The following is a 16,901-nucleotide window of genomic DNA, read 5'->3' on the forward strand; positions in this document are numbered from 1 at the left end:
AATGACTATCGACCACAACAAGACCAGGACCGGCATGGATCGCCGCTCCTTCCTGCGCGGCTCGACCGCTGCGGCGCTCGGGCTCGCAATCGTGCCCGGCCTGATGTCCAGCACGGCCCATGCCGCCTTCGACGGCACGCTCGACATGCTGGCCTGGGACTTCCAGCCCGACATGATCAAGGTGCTGGTGGAGGATTGGACCGCTCAGGGCAATGCCGGCGTCGACCTCGCCGTCATCCCCAATGTGGGCTATTCCCCCGCGATCCAGACCCGCCTGCGCGGCGGCGACAGGATCGATCTGTTCTACAACTTCGCCTACAATTCGCAGAAATTCATCGATGAGGGCTGGGCCACGACGCTGAACGGCCTGCCGGGCGTCGACGATCTGCTGGCCGACATGTTCGAAAGCGCCCGCGCCCGTCACGTGAACGCCGCCGGCGACATCATCTCCATTCCCTATTTCTCCGCCGTGCATACGCTGCACTACAATGAGAGCTATCTCGCCGAGGCGGGAATCGAGAACGTGCCGGCCACCCTGGCCGAGATCTACGACGCCTCAGTCAAGCTGCGCGAGGCCGGCGTCGCCGAGGCGCCTTACCTGGCCTATTGGGTCAAGGAATTCTGCGAGGAATACCTGCACACCTATCTGCTCAACGAAGGCATCGAGGCCTTCGACGCCGCCGGCAAGCCGATCTTCGGCGACGATCCGCGCACCGTCGGCGTCTTCGAATGGTGGCAGAAGATGTATCGCGAAGGGCTGGCGCCGTCCTCGGTGCTGACCGACGATCCGGGCAAGCTCTCCAACGAAATGGCCCAGGGCAGCGCCGCCTTCTACGTGCTGCACCATTATTTCCTGACCTCGATCCGGGCGCTCGAAGGCCCGCAATCGGCCAATGTGAAGCTCGCGCCGATCGGTGGCGACAATTACACCCTGCAGATCGGCGAAGTGCTGCAACTGGGCCAGATCGACGACGAGGAGCGCCGCCTGGCCGCCTGGGATCTGGCCAAATATTACGGCTGGAAGGATAGCGAGGGCAAGTTCACGGTGTTCCGCTCCTGGGCCGAGGCCGCCGGCCTGGCCGCGCCCTATCCGGGCTTCTTCACCGACCCGGACGTGATCGCCGCCTTCGCGGATTATTACGACCTCGATGGCCTGTCGGAAATCTTCGACAGCGGGTCCAAGGTGGTGCCGGCCCGCACCATGCCCTGGTATCCCGACTTCCAGGCCCGCGTGGGCGATGTGATCCACGCCATGCTGCTGGGCCAGGCCACGCCGCAGGAAACCGTTGATGCCCTGACCGCCGCCGCCAATGCGGCCCAGAGCGGTCCAAGCCTCTAGATCAGGGCCTCATGGGCCAGCGGCCCGTTATGGATATCGGACATGACAACTTCATACTCTAACGGGTCGCTGGTTCGGGATGACGCCTGGTTCGGCTTCAAAATGAGTTCAGTGGCGGCCTTCATGATGGCCGCCCTGCTGGTAATCCCCTCGGCGCTTACGGTGATCTACAGCCTGCACAATGTGCCGGCCAATGGTTCGAGCTTCGGCGAATTCGTCGGGTTCAGGAATTACGAGATCATCTTCACCAGCAGCGTCTTCTGGCGCTCGGTCTGGGTGACGCTGGTCTTCTCGGTCGGGTTCGTGGTCCTCTCGACCGTGATCGGCTTCGCCATGGCGCTGCTGCTCAACCAGAATTTCTTCGGCCGCGGTGTGGCCCGCGCCCTGTTGATCATTCCATGGGCCACGCCCTGGCTGGTGATCGGCATCCTCTGGAAATGGTATGCCGACGGCAGCGTTGGCGGCCTGAATGCCCTGCTGGTCGGCTTGGGGCTCACCAGCGAATACAAGAATTTCCTCGCCGACCCGAACACGGCCCTGTTCATCGCCATCATCGCGGCGGTGTGGCGTCAGGCCAGCTTTGCCGGCATCCTGCTGCTCGCGGGATTGCAGACGCTGCCCAGCGAGCTCTATGAAGCCGCCGAGCTCGATGGCGCCAATTGGCTGCAACGTCTGCAAAACGTCACCATTCCCTGGCTTCGGCCGGTGCTGATCACGGTAACCGTGCTCAACATCATCTATGCCTTCCTGCAATTCGACGTGATCTTTGCCATGACCCAGGGCGGTCCGGGCGATGCCACGCAGGTGCTCTCCGTCCTGATCTATCGCCAGCTCTTCGTGGTGACCCAGATCGGCCTCGGTTCCGCCCTGGCCGTGGTGCTCGGCGTCGCGGCGCTCATCGGCGGCCTCGTGACCGTCAAGCTGCTCTATCGTGGGGAATCGGCGACATGACCATTCGCTCCTTGTTCTTCGGCAAGCCGGGCGGGCGCGGCTCGCGCAGTCTGGCCCAGTCGATCGCGCTCTATGGCGCGCTGATCGTCTTCGCGCTGTGGATCCTGCTGCCGGTCTGGTATCTCGTCGTCTCCAGCCTGATCACGCCGCAGCAGCTCGGTTCGCGCTCGTTCAGCTTCTTCCCGAGCTCGATCACCTTCGACAATTATCTGTCCGTGCTGACCGGCAGCACCGGCGGGGCGGGTTTCGGCAGCACGGATGTGGGCGCCCGCCTCTTGCCGGCAATCGGGCAGAGCTTCTTCGTGTCTGCCGTTCTGGTGGTGCTCAACCTGCTCGTTGCCGGCAGCGCCGCCTACGCCTTGTCGCGCTATCCCTTCCCCGGCTCGCGCCAGTTCGAGCTGGCGGTGATCGCCACCCGCGTCGTCCCCGCCATCGCCATTATCGGTCCGTTCTTCGTGGCGTTCCGGGTGATCGGGGTGCTCAACTCCCCCTGGGCGCTGATCATCAGCTACAACGTCTTCACCTTGCCGCTGGCGATCATGATCCTCAAAAACTACTTCGATCAGATGCCCCGCGAGATCGAGGAGGCCGCCAAGATCGATGGCGCCGGACGGCTGCTGACGCTCTGGATCATCATCCTGCCCATCGCCAAGCCGGGCCTGGTGGCCGCTGGCGTGCTGATCTTCCTCGAAGCCTGGAGCGAATTCTTCTATTCGCTGGTCCTCACCAACCAGCTCACCGTTCCGCCGCTGCTGGCCGGTTTCCAGTCGGTGCAGCAATTCAACTGGAATGCCCTGGCCGCCGCGACCGTGATGTCGATGCTGCCGCCCGTCCTCCTGGTCATGATCTTCCAGCGCAATGTCGTGGGCTCGCTCACCGCCGGGGTCGGCAAATGAGCCCGATCAAGGCTGCTGTCCTCAGCGCCGGCGCATGGTCCCAATCGAGCCATCTGCCCGCCCTGGCCGCCGATACGGACGTGGACATCATCTCGGTGACCAGCCCGGATGGTGCGAGTGCCGAAAAATCGGCCGCCACCTTCGGGGCGGCGCACTGGTCGACGGATTGGCGCGAGGCGCTGGCCCGCGCGCCGGATATCGTCGTCGTGTCCTCGCCGCCCGTGGCGCATGAGGAGATGGTGATCGGCGCGCTCCAGGCCGGCGCCCATGTGCTGGTCGAAAAGCCGTTCGCGCTCGATGCGGCCTCGGCGATACGCATGCGCAATGCGGCGCTGGCCGCCGGGCGGCACTTGCTGATCGGCTTCGGCTGGCCCGCCGCGCCGATCTTCGCCAAGGCGCGCGCCCTGGTCGAGGCAGGCGAAATCGGCACGGTCGAACACCTCACCTTCCATCTGGCGGTGAATACCCGGGCGCTGCTCTCCGGCGGCACCGATGGCGGCTGGGGCGGAGAGGAGGCGTCGAATGTCGCAACCTATACCGATCCGCGCATTTCCGCCGGCGGTTCCGTGGCCGTTTCCATGTCGCATCAGCTCGGCCTGCTCGAATGGCTGACCGGCGATGAAATCGTCGCGGTTCAGGCCAGCACGTTCCCGGTCGGAGCCCCGATCGACCTGCATGCCAGCGTCAATGCCGAGCTCAGGGGCGGCGGCTCCGCCGCGATCTCCAGCGCCTCGACCCATCCCTATCTGGCGCGGCCGCAATGGCATCTGGCGCTGTATGGCAATCAGGGACAGCTCTGGCTGGATTCGATCGCCGATCATCTCCGGCTGGTCCGCGCCAATGGCGAGATCGTCACCTTCGAAGCGCCGGCAGCCTCCGGTGTCTATGACGCCGGTGCCCCGACCAAGGCGCTGATCGCCTGTGCCCGGGGGGCGGACGCACCCGCCGGGCTCAACGCTCACCTCGCGACCCGAGTGGTGGCCGTCACCGATGCAATCTACGAAAGCGCCCGCAGCGGCGGCAAACTCCGGATAGACATTCCATGACTACCAGCATCCTGTTCTCGGGCGGCACCATCGTCGATGGTCGCGGCACGCCACCCCGCCGTGGCGACGTGCTGGTCCAAGGCGACAAGATCACGCGCGTAACCGACGGGGCCGAAGCCATTTCGGCCGACCGGGTGATCGATATTTCGGGCCTGACCATCGCGCCCGGCTTCATCGACATGCATACCCATTCCGACCTGCAGATCCTGTGCAATCCCGACCACACCGCCAAGCTCTCCCAGGGGGTGACGACCGAGGTTCTGGGCCAGGACGGCCTGTCCTATGCGCCGGTCAACGATGCGACCCTGGCCGAATTGCGGTCGCAGCTCAAAGGCTGGAACGACGATCCGCCGGGCTTCGACTGGAACTGGCGCAGCGTGGGCGAATATCTCGCGCGCCTGGACGGCCGCACCGCCACCAATTGCGCCTATCTCGTGCCCCATGGCAATCTGCGCATGATGGTGATGGGCAATGCCGACCGGCTGGCGACGCCCGATGAGCTGGAGGAAATGAAGGCGCTGCTGCGCCAGGCGATGGAAGAGGGCGGCGTGGGACTTTCCACCGGCCTCACTTACGTGCCGGCCATGTATTCGGACACGGACGAATTGGTGGCCCTGTGCGAGGTCGTGGCGGAATATGGCGGATTTTACTGTCCGCATCACCGCAATTACGGCGCCGACGCCATGGGCGGTTATCGCGAGTGCTTCGAGATCGCCCGCCGCGCCGGCGTGGCGCTGCATCTGGCCCATTGCCATCTGAGCTTCGACTGCAATCGGGGAAAGCTGCCGGCGCTCATTTCCATGATCGATACGGCCATCGCCGAAGGTGTCGATGTCAGTTTCGACAGCTATCCCTACCTGGCCGGCATGACCACCTTGCTGTCGCAATTGCCGAGCTGGGCGCTGGAAGGCAGCGGCGACGAGCAATTGGCCCGGCTGCGCGATCCGGCGACGCGCGCGCGCATCATCGATGCCCTCGATGTCTCGGGGTCGGACGGCCACCAGGGCCTGACGGTCAATTGGCATGGCGTGCACATTGCAGGCGTACCGGGTGCGCCCGAACTCGAATGGCTGATGGAGGACAATCTGGCGGCCTGCGCCGCCAAGGTCGGCAAGCAGCCCGCCGAACTGGCACTCGACATCCTTTTGGCGACCGATCGCGCCGCGCCCTGCGTGTTCTTCATCGGCATCGAAGCCCATATCCGCGAATTGATGCAGCACCCGGTCCATACGGTGGGCAGCGATGGCATCCTGGTCGGGGATCGCCCGCATCCGCGCAGCTGGGGCACGTTCCCCCGCATGCTCGAAACCTATGTGCGCAACGAGAAAGTGCTGACGCTGTCCGAATGCATCCGGCACATGACCAGCTCGGCCGCCCGGCGCCTGCGGCTGACGGATCGCGGCGCTATCGAGGAGGGCATGCTGGCCGATCTCGTGGTGTTCAACCCCGAAACCGTCTCCGAGAAATCGACCTATGCCGATCCCCGGCAAAGCGCCACGGGTATCGAGCATGTTATGGTCAACGGCATATTCGCGCTGTGGGAGGGCAAGGTCTCCGGCGAGCGCTCCGGGCGGGTTATCCGCCTCGGCAACCTGAATTGAGGTCTTTGCGATGACTGATCAATCCGCTGCAATCCAGGGACGCGACTGGACCGCCCTGCCGGTGGCAACGCCGGGCCTGGTGCTCGACCGTGACGTTTTCGACGCCAATATGGACGAGATGGCGGCCCTCGCCAGCGCCGCCGGAGTGCAATTGGTGCCCCATGCCAAGACCCATCGCATGGCCGCTATCGGCCTGCGCCAGATCGAGCGGGGCGCCCATGGTCTTTGCGTGGCCAAGATCGGCGAGGCCGAGGCTTTTGCCGATGTCGGCGTCAATTATCTGTTCGTCGCCAATCCCGTCATGGGCATCGACAAGCTCGATCGGGCCCTGGCGCTGTCGCAGCGCGCGGAGCTGACCCTTGCCGCCGACGGCGTCGACGCCGCGCGGGCGGCCGGCAGCCATTTCGCCGCCGCCGGCCAGACCATAAAGCTGATGCTGGCGATCGATACCGGGCTGGGCCGCGAAGGGGTGAGCCCGCAAAAGGCGGTGGATGTCGCCGCAGCCATCGCCGCGGTTCCCGGGGTGGAGCTGGTCGGCATCTATACCCATGAAGGCACCACCTATGGCGCCAAGGACCGCGCCGATCTCGAAGCGCGCGCCGTGGCCGCCGGCGAGCTCATGGTCGGCATCGCCCAGGCGATCCGGGCGCGGGGCATAGCTCTGCCCATCGTGTCGCTCGGCGCCTCGGCTTCGGCCCGGGCCGTGGCGCAGGTGCCGGGCGTGACCCAGATCCGCCCCGGCATCTTCGCCTTCAACGATGTGGGCCAGATCGCCCTGGGCAATGCCTCGCTCGACACCACCGCCATAAGGGTCATCGCCACCGTTACCAGCCATCCTGATCCCGGCCGGGCCTGCATCGACGCCGGCTCCAAGGCCCTGTCGACGGACCTGGTGCCGGCCGGAGCGCATCGCGAGGACTATCCCGGCCACGGCCTGCTCGTGAACGCGCCGGGCTGGGTGCTCGACCGCATGTCGGAAGAACATGGCTGGCTGCGCTGGAAGGGCAAAGGCGAGCCGAGCGAATTGCCGGTGGGCAGCCGCATCGAAATCGTCCCCAACCATGTATGCATGCCCTTCGCCCTGCTGCGAAAGGCGGCGGTGCTTTCGGCTGGACAGGTTATAGATACCTGGCAAGGTTTCGGTCCTGGTGCATCGGAGTGAAGATATGAGCAAGATCAGGTTCGCAAAGGACGAAGTTCTGCTGGTGGCCTCGAGGGGCATCGAGCAGCATCATGGCCTCTGGCTCTGGAGCGATCAGGACGGGAGCTGGGCGGGGCGTCAGATCGGCGCCGTGCGCCAGCTGTCCTCGCTGACCGGCCATCCGCACCTGCCTGTGGTCTATGGCACGGCCGGCACCGGGCAGGATGGCAGTCTGCATGCCTGGCGGATCGACGCCGATGGCGCGGTCAAGCTGTCGGAGACATCGAGCGAAGGCGCCGAGCCCTGCGATCTCGAAGTCGATCCTTCCGGCCGCCTGCTGATCGCCACCAATTATACCAGCAGCACCCTGGCGCTGCAGCGGCTGGATGCGGCCGGCGCTTTCGAAGGTCCCGTTTCCCTGCTGCGGCTCTCCGGCAATGGACCGGAAACCGATCGGCAGGACGATGCCCATCCCCATCAGGCGTTCTTCGTCGGCGATATCCTGATCGTCATCGATTTGGGCGCCGATCTGGTGCGCGAATTTGCACTGCGGCTCGACGGCCAGGGCGGCGATATCCTCACCGAAATCCGCACCACCCCCGTCCCCGCCGGTACCGGGCCGCGCCATGGCGTGGCGCTCCCTGACGGGCGCCTGGCGATCAGCGGAGAACTGGGCGAGAACCTGATCGTGGGGCGGCTCGGCGGCGGCGCCGACGATTGGGCCAATGTGCGCAGCACCCGGCTCAGCGGGCCGGCCAAGACGCGCTGGACCCGGAATTATCCCGGCGATATCCGCCGCTCGCCCGATGGCCGGCATGTCTATTTCGCCAACCGCTCGCATGACACGCTCGCCACGTTCGAGGTGAGCGGCGCCGTGCCCGAACTGGTCTCCGAACGCGATACGAAGGTGCGTTGGCCGCAGCACATCCTGGTGCGGGACGGCCATCTGCTGATCGCGGGCTGGGACTCGGCCAGCGTCGTCTCCATGCCGCTCAGCGACGGAATTCCGCAAGAGGCCCAGCCGCTCTTCGATTGCTACGGCGCCGGCTGGCTGCACGCGCACACAATAGGGTAGGGCTGCCCCTCGCGGGGGCCGGTAAACTGGTTTATGGACAGCCCGAGAGCGGTGGCGACGGGCGTTGAGGGGCGATGGACAAGAAGACGAGTGCCAAGAGTAAGGCCGTTACCGAGAAGAAGGCCAGCGCCGCCGCCGTGACCCGCAGCGGCGGGGCCGGAACCTCTTATTCGGTGCCGGCGCTGGACAAGGCGCTGGACGTCCTCGAACTCATGTCGGAATTGTCCCAGCCGGTCACGCCGAGCCAGATCGCCCAGCATCTGGGCCGGTCGCTCCAGGAAGTCTATCGCATCGTTCTCGTGCTGGAGGCGCGCGGTTACATCGTCCGGCCGCCCGGCACCGAGGCCCTTGTCCTGTCCACGCAGCTCTATGGCCTTGCCACCCGTTTCCCGCCTTTCAGGCGAGTCGTCGACGTCGCCCAGCCGATCATCAACAGCCTGGCGATCACCAGCGGCGAAGCCGTGCACCTTGCCGTGCTCGATGGTCTGCGCATGTGCATCATCGCTCAGGTGGACAGTCCGCAGCCCATCGGCGTGCGCCTGCGCGTCGGCGCGCATAGCCCGGCCGTGCTCGGCTCGTCGGGCCGGACCTTGGTGGCCTTCCAGCCTGACGCGGTCCGCGACTGGTATCTCGACCAGGCCGCCACCCATCTCAGCGCCGCCGAAGTCTCCTATGCCCGCGACAGCGTCGGCAGGATCATTGCCAATGGCTGCGAAATCGTCGAGGGACGGCTGCTACCCGGCGTCATCGATATCAGCTTTCCGGTCCTCGACAGCAGCGGCAATGCCCTGGCGGCGGTGACCGTGCCCTATCTGGGCACCTATGGAGCTCCCAAGCCGCTGCCGATCGTGACGGCCATGCTTCATGAAGCGGCGGACAGCATTTCCATGGCCATGGGCGGCAAGCTCGCCCCGCTCGTGTCGCCCATTCCCGAACCGGGGCCGCGGCTCGTGGTCGCCGCCCAATAGGAGCGAAGGCCCCTGACGACCGAGATCACCCTGCACCGGGATATGTTTGCGGCCGAATGCCGGCCGCTGCTGCATCATGGCGGCTTGCAGGTCGAGACCTTTCGCTTTGCCACCGGGGTGGAAGCGCTGGACCTACAAACCGGCACGGCGCGGTTTGTGCTGCTGCCGTTCCAGGGCCAGCAGATATGGGATGCCTGGGCCGGAACCCGGCGGCTGACGATGCAATCGGTATTCCCCGAACCCATCCCGACGCGGGAATTCCGCAAGACCTATGGCGCGTTCTTCGTGCATTGCGGGGCGACGGCGATGGGCGCGCCACAAGCGGGCGAGACCCATCTCCCGCATGGGGAATTGCCCAATATCCCATTCGATCGGGCCAGCCTGATTCTGGGGCAGGCCGGCGGGCGCGAATTTGTGGAATTGACGGGCCTGGCCCATGATCGGGAGGCGTTTTCACACGCCTATGCCTTCCGGCCCCGCCTGCGCTTCGCGGCGGGCCGGGCCGATGTCGAGGCCGAGATAGAGGTTGAAAATATCGGCGGCAGCGCCATGCCGTTCATGTATCTCGGCCATATCAATTTCCGGCCGGTCGCCGGTGGCCGCATCGCCGACGCCCTGCCCCGCGCCGGCAATCCTTGCTGGCACAAGCCGGCGCTACCGCCCGGAACCCCGCCGGCCATTCATGCCTGGCACGACGCGGTGGCCGCGGACTGGGCGCGCCACCGCGACATCGAGGCCGATGACCGTGTCGAGCCCGAATTCGTGCAAACCCTCGCACTCCCCGCCGGAGAGGATGGCTGGGCCCATGCCATGCAGGTGCTGCCGGATGGCGGCGCCGATTATGTCAGCTATTGTCCCCCCGAACTGCCCTTCGGCGTGCGCTGGATGACCCGCGCTCCCGAACGCCAGGCGCTGGGCCTGATCCTGCCGGCGACGGCGGGCCCGGAAGGCCGGGCCGCCGCCAGAAAAGCGGGGCATTTACTGTATCTAGAACCCGGCCAGGTTTACACAGCCCGGATGCGCTTCGGCGCCAAGACGCCGGGGGAAGCGGAGCGCTTGCTCCGGCAGCTTTAGAGTTTTACCGGCTTTGACGGAATCGGCGGCTCCTGCGCCTCCCTCCCCCTTGAGGGGAGGGATTGAGGGTGGGGGTGGCGGAGCGAGGACGAGGCTCCCGACTATGTAGGAACCGCAGCACCCCCTCCCCGACCCTCCCCTCAAGGGGGAGGGGGCTAAACGTCTCACGTCCCGAGGCAACTTGGCTCGAGGTCGTAAACATTTCGCCTCAAGGGGGAGGGAGGGGTCATCACCGCTCCCGTGAAAGCTGGGAGCACTTCAAAAGAGGCCGGCTCGCCACGGCCCTGCCCAAAAACCACCGCTCGCGCTGCCCAAACCACCGCTCGTCACCCTCGCGCTTGACGCGAGGGTTCTTTGTCTGTGGGAGGCTGCCGCAAGAGCCCTCGCGTCAAGCGCGAGGGTGACGATCCGAGAAACAGGCGATGAGCGCGAGAGGGGGCAGGTATCGCCCCTCCCTTAAACCAGCGTCTTGAGCACTGTTTCGGCGACGTCGAGGGTGCGGTCGATATCGGCCTCGCTATGGGCGGCGCTGACGTGATTGCGCTTGATGGCGAGGGGCAGCATGTAAATGCCGTTATCGCACATGCCTTGGCGGAACCCGATGTCCTTGGCGGTGTCGTTGCGCAAGAGGTCTTCGTAATGCTTGATCTCGCCTTCCATGAAATAAGGCGTGAACACCGAGCCGAAGCCGGCGGAAATCATCGGAATGCCAAGGCGTTCGGCGATCTCGGCCAGGCCGGCGCGCATCTTGTCACCGAGGCGGAAAGTGCGCTCGTGGATGGTGCCGTCTTCCAGCGCCGCAATGGTCGCCAGGGCCGCATTGACCCCGACGGGATGGCCATTATAGGTGCCGCCGACAAAAACCTTGCCGCCGGGCTCGGTGCTGAAATGGCGCATGACGTCGCGCTTGCCGGCAATCACCGCGCAGGGATAGCCATTGGCGATGGCCTTGGCCATGGTGGAGACGTCGGGGGTGACCCCGATATGGCTCTGGAAGCCCCCCAGGCCGTGGCGGAAGCCGGTGATGACCTCGTCAAAGACCAGGATGATGCCGTTTTCGTCACAGAGGCGGCGAAGCCCTTCGACGAAGTCCTTCCGGGGCATCACGCAGCCGATATTGTGCGGGATCGCCTCGAGGAAGATCGCGGCGACCTGATCCGGGTTTTCGCGGATCAGGGCTTCGACGCTCTCCAGATCGTTGAGGCGGGCGATCAGCGTATTGTCGATCGCATCCTGCAACTGACCCGCCGAGCCGGGATCCTGCCTGCCGATCCTGTCGGCGGGGCTGGCAATGTTCATGAGCAGGTAATCGTGCCAGCCATGGAACGTGCCCTGAAACTTGATCAGCTTGGTACGGCCGGTCACGCCGCGGGCCAGGCGCACCGCCATATAGGTGGCTTCCGATCCCGTGTTGAAGCAGAGAACCTGCTCGGCGCAGGGCACGTGTTCCACGACTTTTTCCGCCAGGCGGATTTCGGCCTCGCTGATGCCGATACCCATCAGATCGGGGCCCTGCATGGCTTCGGCGGCGGCGCGATTGACCGCCGGATCGTTGTGCCCCAGCACGATGGGACCGAAGGCGGCGTGATAGTCGAGGAAGGTATTGCCGTCGACGTCGCGCATATAGGCGCCTTCCGCCCATTCCCAGCTCGAGGGCCCGGGCAGGCGGCGGGTCGCGGAATTAACGCCGCCGGGAATTACCGTATTGGCGCGTTCATGCAGGCGCCTGGAATTGTCAAACTTCATCTTGGTCTCGGCATTGGTCATTCCAGCCCCAAAAGGGGCAGGGAGTTTCTGTTGATGATGTCTTCGATGCGGTCTTCGGGTATGCGGGGCAGCCCGGTGCCGGCGACGATGTCATTGACCCGGCGCAGCCCGTCGATGGTTTCCCCTATCGTGGTGATCGGAAAATCCGAGGCGAGGAGCACCTTGTCGAGGATGTTCCATTCGGTGGCGCGGACCAGGGCTTCCCATTGCGTGAAGGGACGATAGAAAAGCCCGGAAATGTCGGTGAAGACATTGGGGTGCTTGCGCACCACGACAATGGTATCCGCCGTCCACGGATGGCCCATATGGGCCATGATGATCTTGAGGTTCGGGTAGCGCTGGGCGATTTCATCGACCACCAGCGGATGCGCGTAGCGGATCGGGGCCATGCGGACCGGCGAAGTGCCGATATGGAACAGGATCGGCAGCCCATGGCGCTCCGCCTCGGCATAGATGGCCAGGGCCCGCGCTTCGAGCGGATCGAAAATCTGGTAATTCGCCCCCAGCTTGATGCCACGGAGACCGAAATCGGTCCGGCAGCGCTCGAGCTCCTCCAGCGCGTAGATATCGTTCGGATGCAAGGACATGAAGCCGATGAGCTTCTCGGGAAAGGCCCGGACGAACTGGGCGGTGGCCAGGTTCACATCGTCCCAGTCGCCCGGCTTGTCGGCACCATTGACGCTCCCCGTCCGCTCGCCCGGATGCCACTTGATGGGAAAGACGATCGACCGGTCCGCCGGCGCCGCCGCTTCCATGAATTCGGACCAGGTATAGACCGACTCGACCGCACGATCCGGCCGCCAGGCGGGATTGTTCTGCCGCAGGCCTTCGGGGACCTCGTCGCGGAATTGGGGCAGGTGGGAATGTACGTCAACGATCATGGTCGAGCTCGCGTCCGGGCACTGCCATATCCGAGGCAAATTTTGCACATCGAATTTGGATTTTACATACGCAATTTGGCTCGGCTGTTGCCGCCGTGTCAACCGCTTTGAGCGCCCGGCACAAAGTTCCCGAAAGTCCCACCATGCGGGCCCCTCAGCGCCATAATATCGCCCCCTGCCCGGCAGGCTCAGTCTGGTTTCGGGGTGAGGAATGGCCCGCTGGATCATTTCGTGGCTTCAGCCCGGGCAATGTAAGCGGTGGCCGGCCGGCAGCACGTGTTCGGCATTTGGGATTTCCCTGACCATCGACATTTCGGCCTAGGATGAGCGGTGCATCACCTGTCCGACCATGCTCGACCAACTGGAAACGAGAGCCATCAATGTCCGATTTCGATCTCGTGCTCTCCGGCAGGGTGGTATTGCCCCACCGGCTCGTCGAAGACGGCTATGTGGCGGTGCGCGACGGCAAGGTGGCACGCGTCGGTGAAGGCGCCGCACCCTCGGCTCGCGAGCGCCATTGTCTTGGCAACGCCCTGATCCTGCCCGGCGCCATCGATGCCCAGGTCCATTCCCTGAGCCAGAAGGATCAGGAAGATTTCATCTGGTCCACCCGCTCCGCTGCCGCCGGCGGTGTCACCACCATTGTCGACATGCCCTATGACGAGGGCAATCTGGTCTGCTCCGCCGCCGCAATCCGCAAGAAGGTCGAGCATGCACGCCCGCAGGCGCGGGTGGATTTCGCCCTCTATGGAACCATCGATCCGGCGGAAGGGCCCGCCCGCATCGCCGAACAGGCCGAAGCCGGCGTGGCCGCCTTCAAGTTCTCCACCTTCGGCACCGATCCGGTGCGCTTTCCGCGCATCTCTCCGGGCCTGCTGCAAGAATGCTTTGCCGCCATAGCGAAAACCGGCCTGACCGCCGGGGTTCATAACGAAGACGACGACATGGTGCGCGACGCCATGTCCAGAGTGAAAGCGGCGGGAATTACCGATTATCGGGCGCATGCGCTGAGCCGGCCGCCCTTGAGCGAGCTTCTGGCGTCGCTGCAGATATACGAGATCGGCGCGCAGACCGATTGCCCGGCCCATGTGGTCCATTGCTCGCTGTCGCGCGGCTACGACATCGCCCGCAGCTACCGCGATCAGGGGTTCCAGGCCAGTATCGAGGCCTGTATCCATTATCTGACGCTGGACGAAGAAAACGACGTCAGGCGGCTGGGCGGCAAGGCCAAGATCAACCCGCCGATACGCCCGCGCGCCGAGGTCGAGAAATTATGGGAACAGGTGCGGCGGGGCAATGTCACGCTGGTGTCCACCGATCATGTGAGCTGGTCGCAAAGCCGCAAGGACAATCCGGAAATGCTGGCCAATGCCTCGGGCGTGCCGGGGCTGGAGGTCATGGTCCCGCTTTTTGTCAAGGGCGCCCTGGCCCGCGACATCCCCCTCACCTGGGCCGCAAAACTCATGGCCGAGAACCCGGCGAGGCACTTCCGCATCGATCATGCGAAGGGCGCGCTGACCGTCGGGCGCGATGCGGACATCACTGTGCTCTTCCCCAGGCCCAGGATTTACGACGCCGCCGAAAGCGGTCACAACGTCGTCGGCTGGTCCCCCTATAACGGCATCGAACTGCCCTGGACCGTCGGCCTCACCTATCTGCGCGGCCGGCAGGTCTTCGACGGCACCGAAGTAGGCGCTCCCGGCGGCGGGCGGTTCGTGCGCCCCGAGGGACGCCGCTGATGCCGCGGACCTGCTGACATGACCAGGAATTCCCCCATCCGCCCCGACCGGATCGGCGACGATATCGCGGCGCTGGCAGCCATCACCGAGACCGGCCGGCCCTGGACCAGACGCGCCTTCACCCCGATATTCCTGGAGGGACGGGCCTGGCTCGACCAGGCCATGCAGGCGGCCGGCGCAATCACCGCCGTCGACGCCGCCGGCAATCTGGTCGGAACCATTCCCGGCCGTCGCCCGGAACTGGGCACGATCATGCTGGGCAGCCATTCCGATACCGTACCCGAAGGCGGCCGCTATGACGGTATTGCCGGCGTGGTCGCGGCGATGGAAGTGGCGCGCGCCCTGTCCGATCAGGGCATCGAACTCGACCATACATTGCAGGTGGTCGATTTTCTCGCCGAGGAAGTCTCCATTTTCGGCGTGTCCTGCATCGGCAGCCGTGGCATGAGCGGCACCAGGCCCCTTGAATGGCTGGAGCGTCAAAGCCAGGGCCTCTCACTCAAGCATGCTATCGCCCAGATGGGCGGCGACACCGCCCAAGAGGCGCGGCGGAACGATATCAAGGCCTTCCTCGAACTTCATATCGAACAGGGTCCGGTGCTCGAAGCCGAGAAACTGGACATCGGTCTGGTGACCGCCATAGCCGGCATTACCCGGATCGAGATTGTCGTCGAAGGCAGAGCCGATCACGCCGGCACGACGCCGATGCATTTGCGGAAAGACGCGCTGACCATTGCGGCTCGCATCGCCCTCAAAGTGGAAGCGCTCGCCAATGCCCTGGCCGGCGGCGCGGCGCATTTTGCCGCGACAATCGGCGAGTTCGACATGGTGCCCAATGCGGCAAACGTGGTGCCGTCCCGGGTGCGCATGCTGGTCGATGCCCGCGCCGAACGGCGCGAGGACATGGAGCGCTTCCTCAGCGAATTGCGCCTGGGCGTCGCGCTGATTTCCGGGGATACCGGCGTTCTGGTCGAGCCTTTGACCATCGTGTCCGACAACTGGCCCACTCCTGGCGATGCCCGATTGCTGGAGGTGCTCGAAACCGCCTGTGAACGCCTCGGCGCGACGCATCGGCGCATGGCGTCGGGCGCCGGCCACGACACGGCCTGGATGGCCCGCATCACCAAAGCCGCGATGATCTTCGTGCCGTGCCGTGGCGGCCGCAGCCACGCACCGGACGAAGCCACGACCGCCGAAGAAATCGCACTGGGCGCAGCGGTCCTCCTGGACGCCGTCCTGGTGCTCGACCAGGCCTTGCAAGAGGAAGAAAAATGGGACGCATCCTGATAGAACGAGACGTCGAGGCGGCCGTCAAGGGCGGTTCCGTCTATGCCGCCGGCGGCGGCGGCTGGGCCGATCACGGGCGCCAGCTCGGCTATGCCGCTGTCAGTGTCGGCAAGCCGGAACTGGTCAGCGTGGAAGAACTCGGGGATGACGAGTGGATCGCCACCGCCGCCGCTATCGGCGCCCCGGCCTCCACCACGCCCTGGGAAATGCGTGGCGTCGACTATATCAAGGCCGTGCAATTGCTGCAGGATGCCCTGGGCGGGAAGCTCAGCGGCCTCATGGTGGGCCAGAACGGCAAGTCTTCGACGCTCAATGGCTGGCTGCCATCCGCAGTGCTCGGCACAAAGGTCGTCGACGCCGTCGGCGATATCCGCGCCCATCCCACCGGCGACATGGGATCGATCGGCATGGCCGGTTCACCCGAGCCGATGATCCAGACGGCCGTGGGCGGCAATCGCGCCGAAAACAGCTATATCGAGCTCGTGACTCGTGGCGCCACCGCCAAAGTCTCGCCCATCCTGCGCACGGCTGCCGACCAATCGGGGGGCTTTATCGCATCCTGCCGCAATCCGCTGCGCGCCTCCTATGTCAGGCGGCATGCAGCTTTGGGGGGCATCTCGCTGGCGCTGGAATTGGGGGAAGCGATCATCGCCGCCGAAGGCAAGGGCGGCACCGCTATCATCGAGACCATCGCCAAGACCACCAAGGGCACGATTTTATGCGCCGACCGGATCGTCAGGAAGGACGTCGTCTATACCAAGGAGGCCTTCGACATCGGCACTATCACCCTGGCCTCGGGCGAAGTCCTGCATGTCATGAACGAATATATGGCCGTCGACAGTCGTGACGGCCGGCGCATCGCCACCTTCCCCGACGTCATAACCACCTTGTCGGAAGATGCGGAGCCGCTCAGCGTTGGACAATTGCACGAAGGCATGCAGATCTTCGTGCTGCAGGTGGCCAAGTCGGTCATTCCGCTCAGCGCCTCGGTGCTGGACCCCACGGTCTATCCCTATGTCGAGGCGCAGATGGGCATCGAGATCGCCAAATATGCCCTGGACGGGCGCTAGCGCCCCGAAACAGTTTCGGGGCTGAGCCCCCGGCTGACCAAATTGTTCTGCGCCGGGAGGTGACCT

Annotated in this window: 14 protein-coding genes; 12 read left to right on the top strand and 2 right to left on the bottom strand. The window is 65.0% G+C overall.

Going from position 1 to position 16,901, the window contains the following annotated elements; all coding sequences use genetic code 11:
• Position 1: 1 nt before the first annotated feature.
• The 9 genes from O9Z70_RS13915 to O9Z70_RS13955 all read left to right on the top strand — a co-directional run bounded on the left by O9Z70_RS13915 (position 2) and on the right by O9Z70_RS13955 (position 10,091).
• Positions 2–1,339 carry an ABC transporter substrate-binding protein gene (locus O9Z70_RS13915; RefSeq protein WP_286020036.1) on the top strand — a complete coding sequence of 446 codons (1,338 nt, stop codon included), beginning with the start codon at positions 2–4 and terminating at the stop codon, positions 1,337–1,339.
• Positions 1,340–1,381: 42 nt separating this feature from the next.
• Positions 1,382–2,290: a carbohydrate ABC transporter permease gene (locus O9Z70_RS13920; protein ID WP_286020037.1), complete on the top strand. Its 909-nt coding sequence runs from the start codon at positions 1,382–1,384 to the stop codon at positions 2,288–2,290.
• Entirely contained in the window at positions 2,287–3,186 is a 900-nt protein-coding gene (locus O9Z70_RS13925; RefSeq protein ID WP_286020038.1) for a carbohydrate ABC transporter permease, read from the top strand. The genes O9Z70_RS13920 and O9Z70_RS13925 overlap by 4 nt, the downstream gene beginning before the upstream one ends.
• Positions 3,183–4,232 (top strand): Gfo/Idh/MocA family protein, encoded by a 1,050-nt coding sequence (locus tag O9Z70_RS13930; RefSeq protein WP_286020039.1) that lies wholly within the window; start codon positions 3,183–3,185, stop codon positions 4,230–4,232. Before O9Z70_RS13925 ends, O9Z70_RS13930 begins: the two co-directional genes overlap by 4 nt.
• Positions 4,229–5,833 carry an N-acyl-D-amino-acid deacylase family protein gene (locus O9Z70_RS13935; protein WP_286020040.1) on the top strand — a complete coding sequence of 535 codons (1,605 nt, stop codon included), beginning with the start codon at positions 4,229–4,231 and terminating at the stop codon, positions 5,831–5,833. The genes O9Z70_RS13930 and O9Z70_RS13935 overlap by 4 nt, the downstream gene beginning before the upstream one ends.
• A gap of 10 nt (positions 5,834–5,843) precedes the next feature.
• Positions 5,844–6,995, top strand: coding sequence for an alanine racemase (locus O9Z70_RS13940; protein ID WP_286020041.1), 1,152 nt, complete (start codon positions 5,844–5,846; stop codon positions 6,993–6,995).
• 4 nt (positions 6,996–6,999) lie between these two features.
• Positions 7,000–8,049 (top strand): lactonase family protein, encoded by a 1,050-nt coding sequence (locus O9Z70_RS13945; RefSeq protein WP_286020042.1) that lies wholly within the window; start codon positions 7,000–7,002, stop codon positions 8,047–8,049.
• A 74-nt stretch (positions 8,050–8,123) separates the two neighbouring features.
• Positions 8,124–9,017, top strand: coding sequence for an IclR family transcriptional regulator (locus O9Z70_RS13950; RefSeq protein ID WP_286020043.1), 894 nt, complete (start codon positions 8,124–8,126; stop codon positions 9,015–9,017).
• A gap of 42 nt (positions 9,018–9,059) precedes the next feature.
• Entirely contained in the window at positions 9,060–10,091 is a 1,032-nt protein-coding gene (locus O9Z70_RS13955; RefSeq protein WP_286020044.1) for a DUF4432 family protein, read from the top strand.
• Between the two features lie 456 nt (positions 10,092–10,547).
• Here O9Z70_RS13955 and O9Z70_RS13960 read toward each other — a convergent pair whose 3' ends face one another.
• Together O9Z70_RS13960 and O9Z70_RS13965 are read right to left on the bottom strand one after the other, a co-directional pair.
• Complete coding sequence (locus O9Z70_RS13960) at positions 10,548–11,858, bottom strand: aspartate aminotransferase family protein (protein WP_286020045.1); 1,311 nt, start codon at positions 11,856–11,858, stop codon at positions 10,548–10,550.
• Positions 11,855–12,739 carry an amidohydrolase family protein gene (locus tag O9Z70_RS13965; RefSeq protein ID WP_286020046.1) on the bottom strand — a complete coding sequence of 295 codons (885 nt, stop codon included), beginning with the start codon at positions 12,737–12,739 and terminating at the stop codon, positions 11,855–11,857. The genes O9Z70_RS13960 and O9Z70_RS13965 overlap by 4 nt, the downstream gene beginning before the upstream one ends.
• A 380-nt stretch (positions 12,740–13,119) precedes the next feature.
• On the opposite strand from O9Z70_RS13965, the gene ertD reads away from it, so the two are divergent.
• The 3 genes from ertD to ertC are packed head-to-tail and all read left to right on the top strand — an operon-like array spanning position 13,120 to position 16,835.
• Positions 13,120–14,478 carry a hydantoin-5-propionate amidohydrolase gene (ertD, locus tag O9Z70_RS13970; RefSeq protein WP_286020047.1) on the top strand — a complete coding sequence of 453 codons (1,359 nt, stop codon included), beginning with the start codon at positions 13,120–13,122 and terminating at the stop codon, positions 14,476–14,478.
• Positions 14,479–14,496: 18 nt separating this feature from the next.
• Positions 14,497–15,765 carry a Zn-dependent hydrolase gene (locus O9Z70_RS13975; protein WP_286020048.1) on the top strand — a complete coding sequence of 423 codons (1,269 nt, stop codon included), beginning with the start codon at positions 14,497–14,499 and terminating at the stop codon, positions 15,763–15,765.
• Positions 15,750–16,835 carry a thiohydantoin desulfurase gene (gene ertC, locus O9Z70_RS13980; RefSeq protein WP_286020049.1) on the top strand — a complete coding sequence of 362 codons (1,086 nt, stop codon included), beginning with the start codon at positions 15,750–15,752 and terminating at the stop codon, positions 16,833–16,835. The genes O9Z70_RS13975 and ertC overlap by 16 nt, the downstream gene beginning before the upstream one ends.
• Positions 16,836–16,901 lie beyond the last annotated feature (66 nt).

This window comes from Devosia sp. YIM 151766 (assembly GCF_030285925.1).
Taxonomy (GTDB): Bacteria; Pseudomonadota; Alphaproteobacteria; order Rhizobiales; family Devosiaceae; genus Devosia.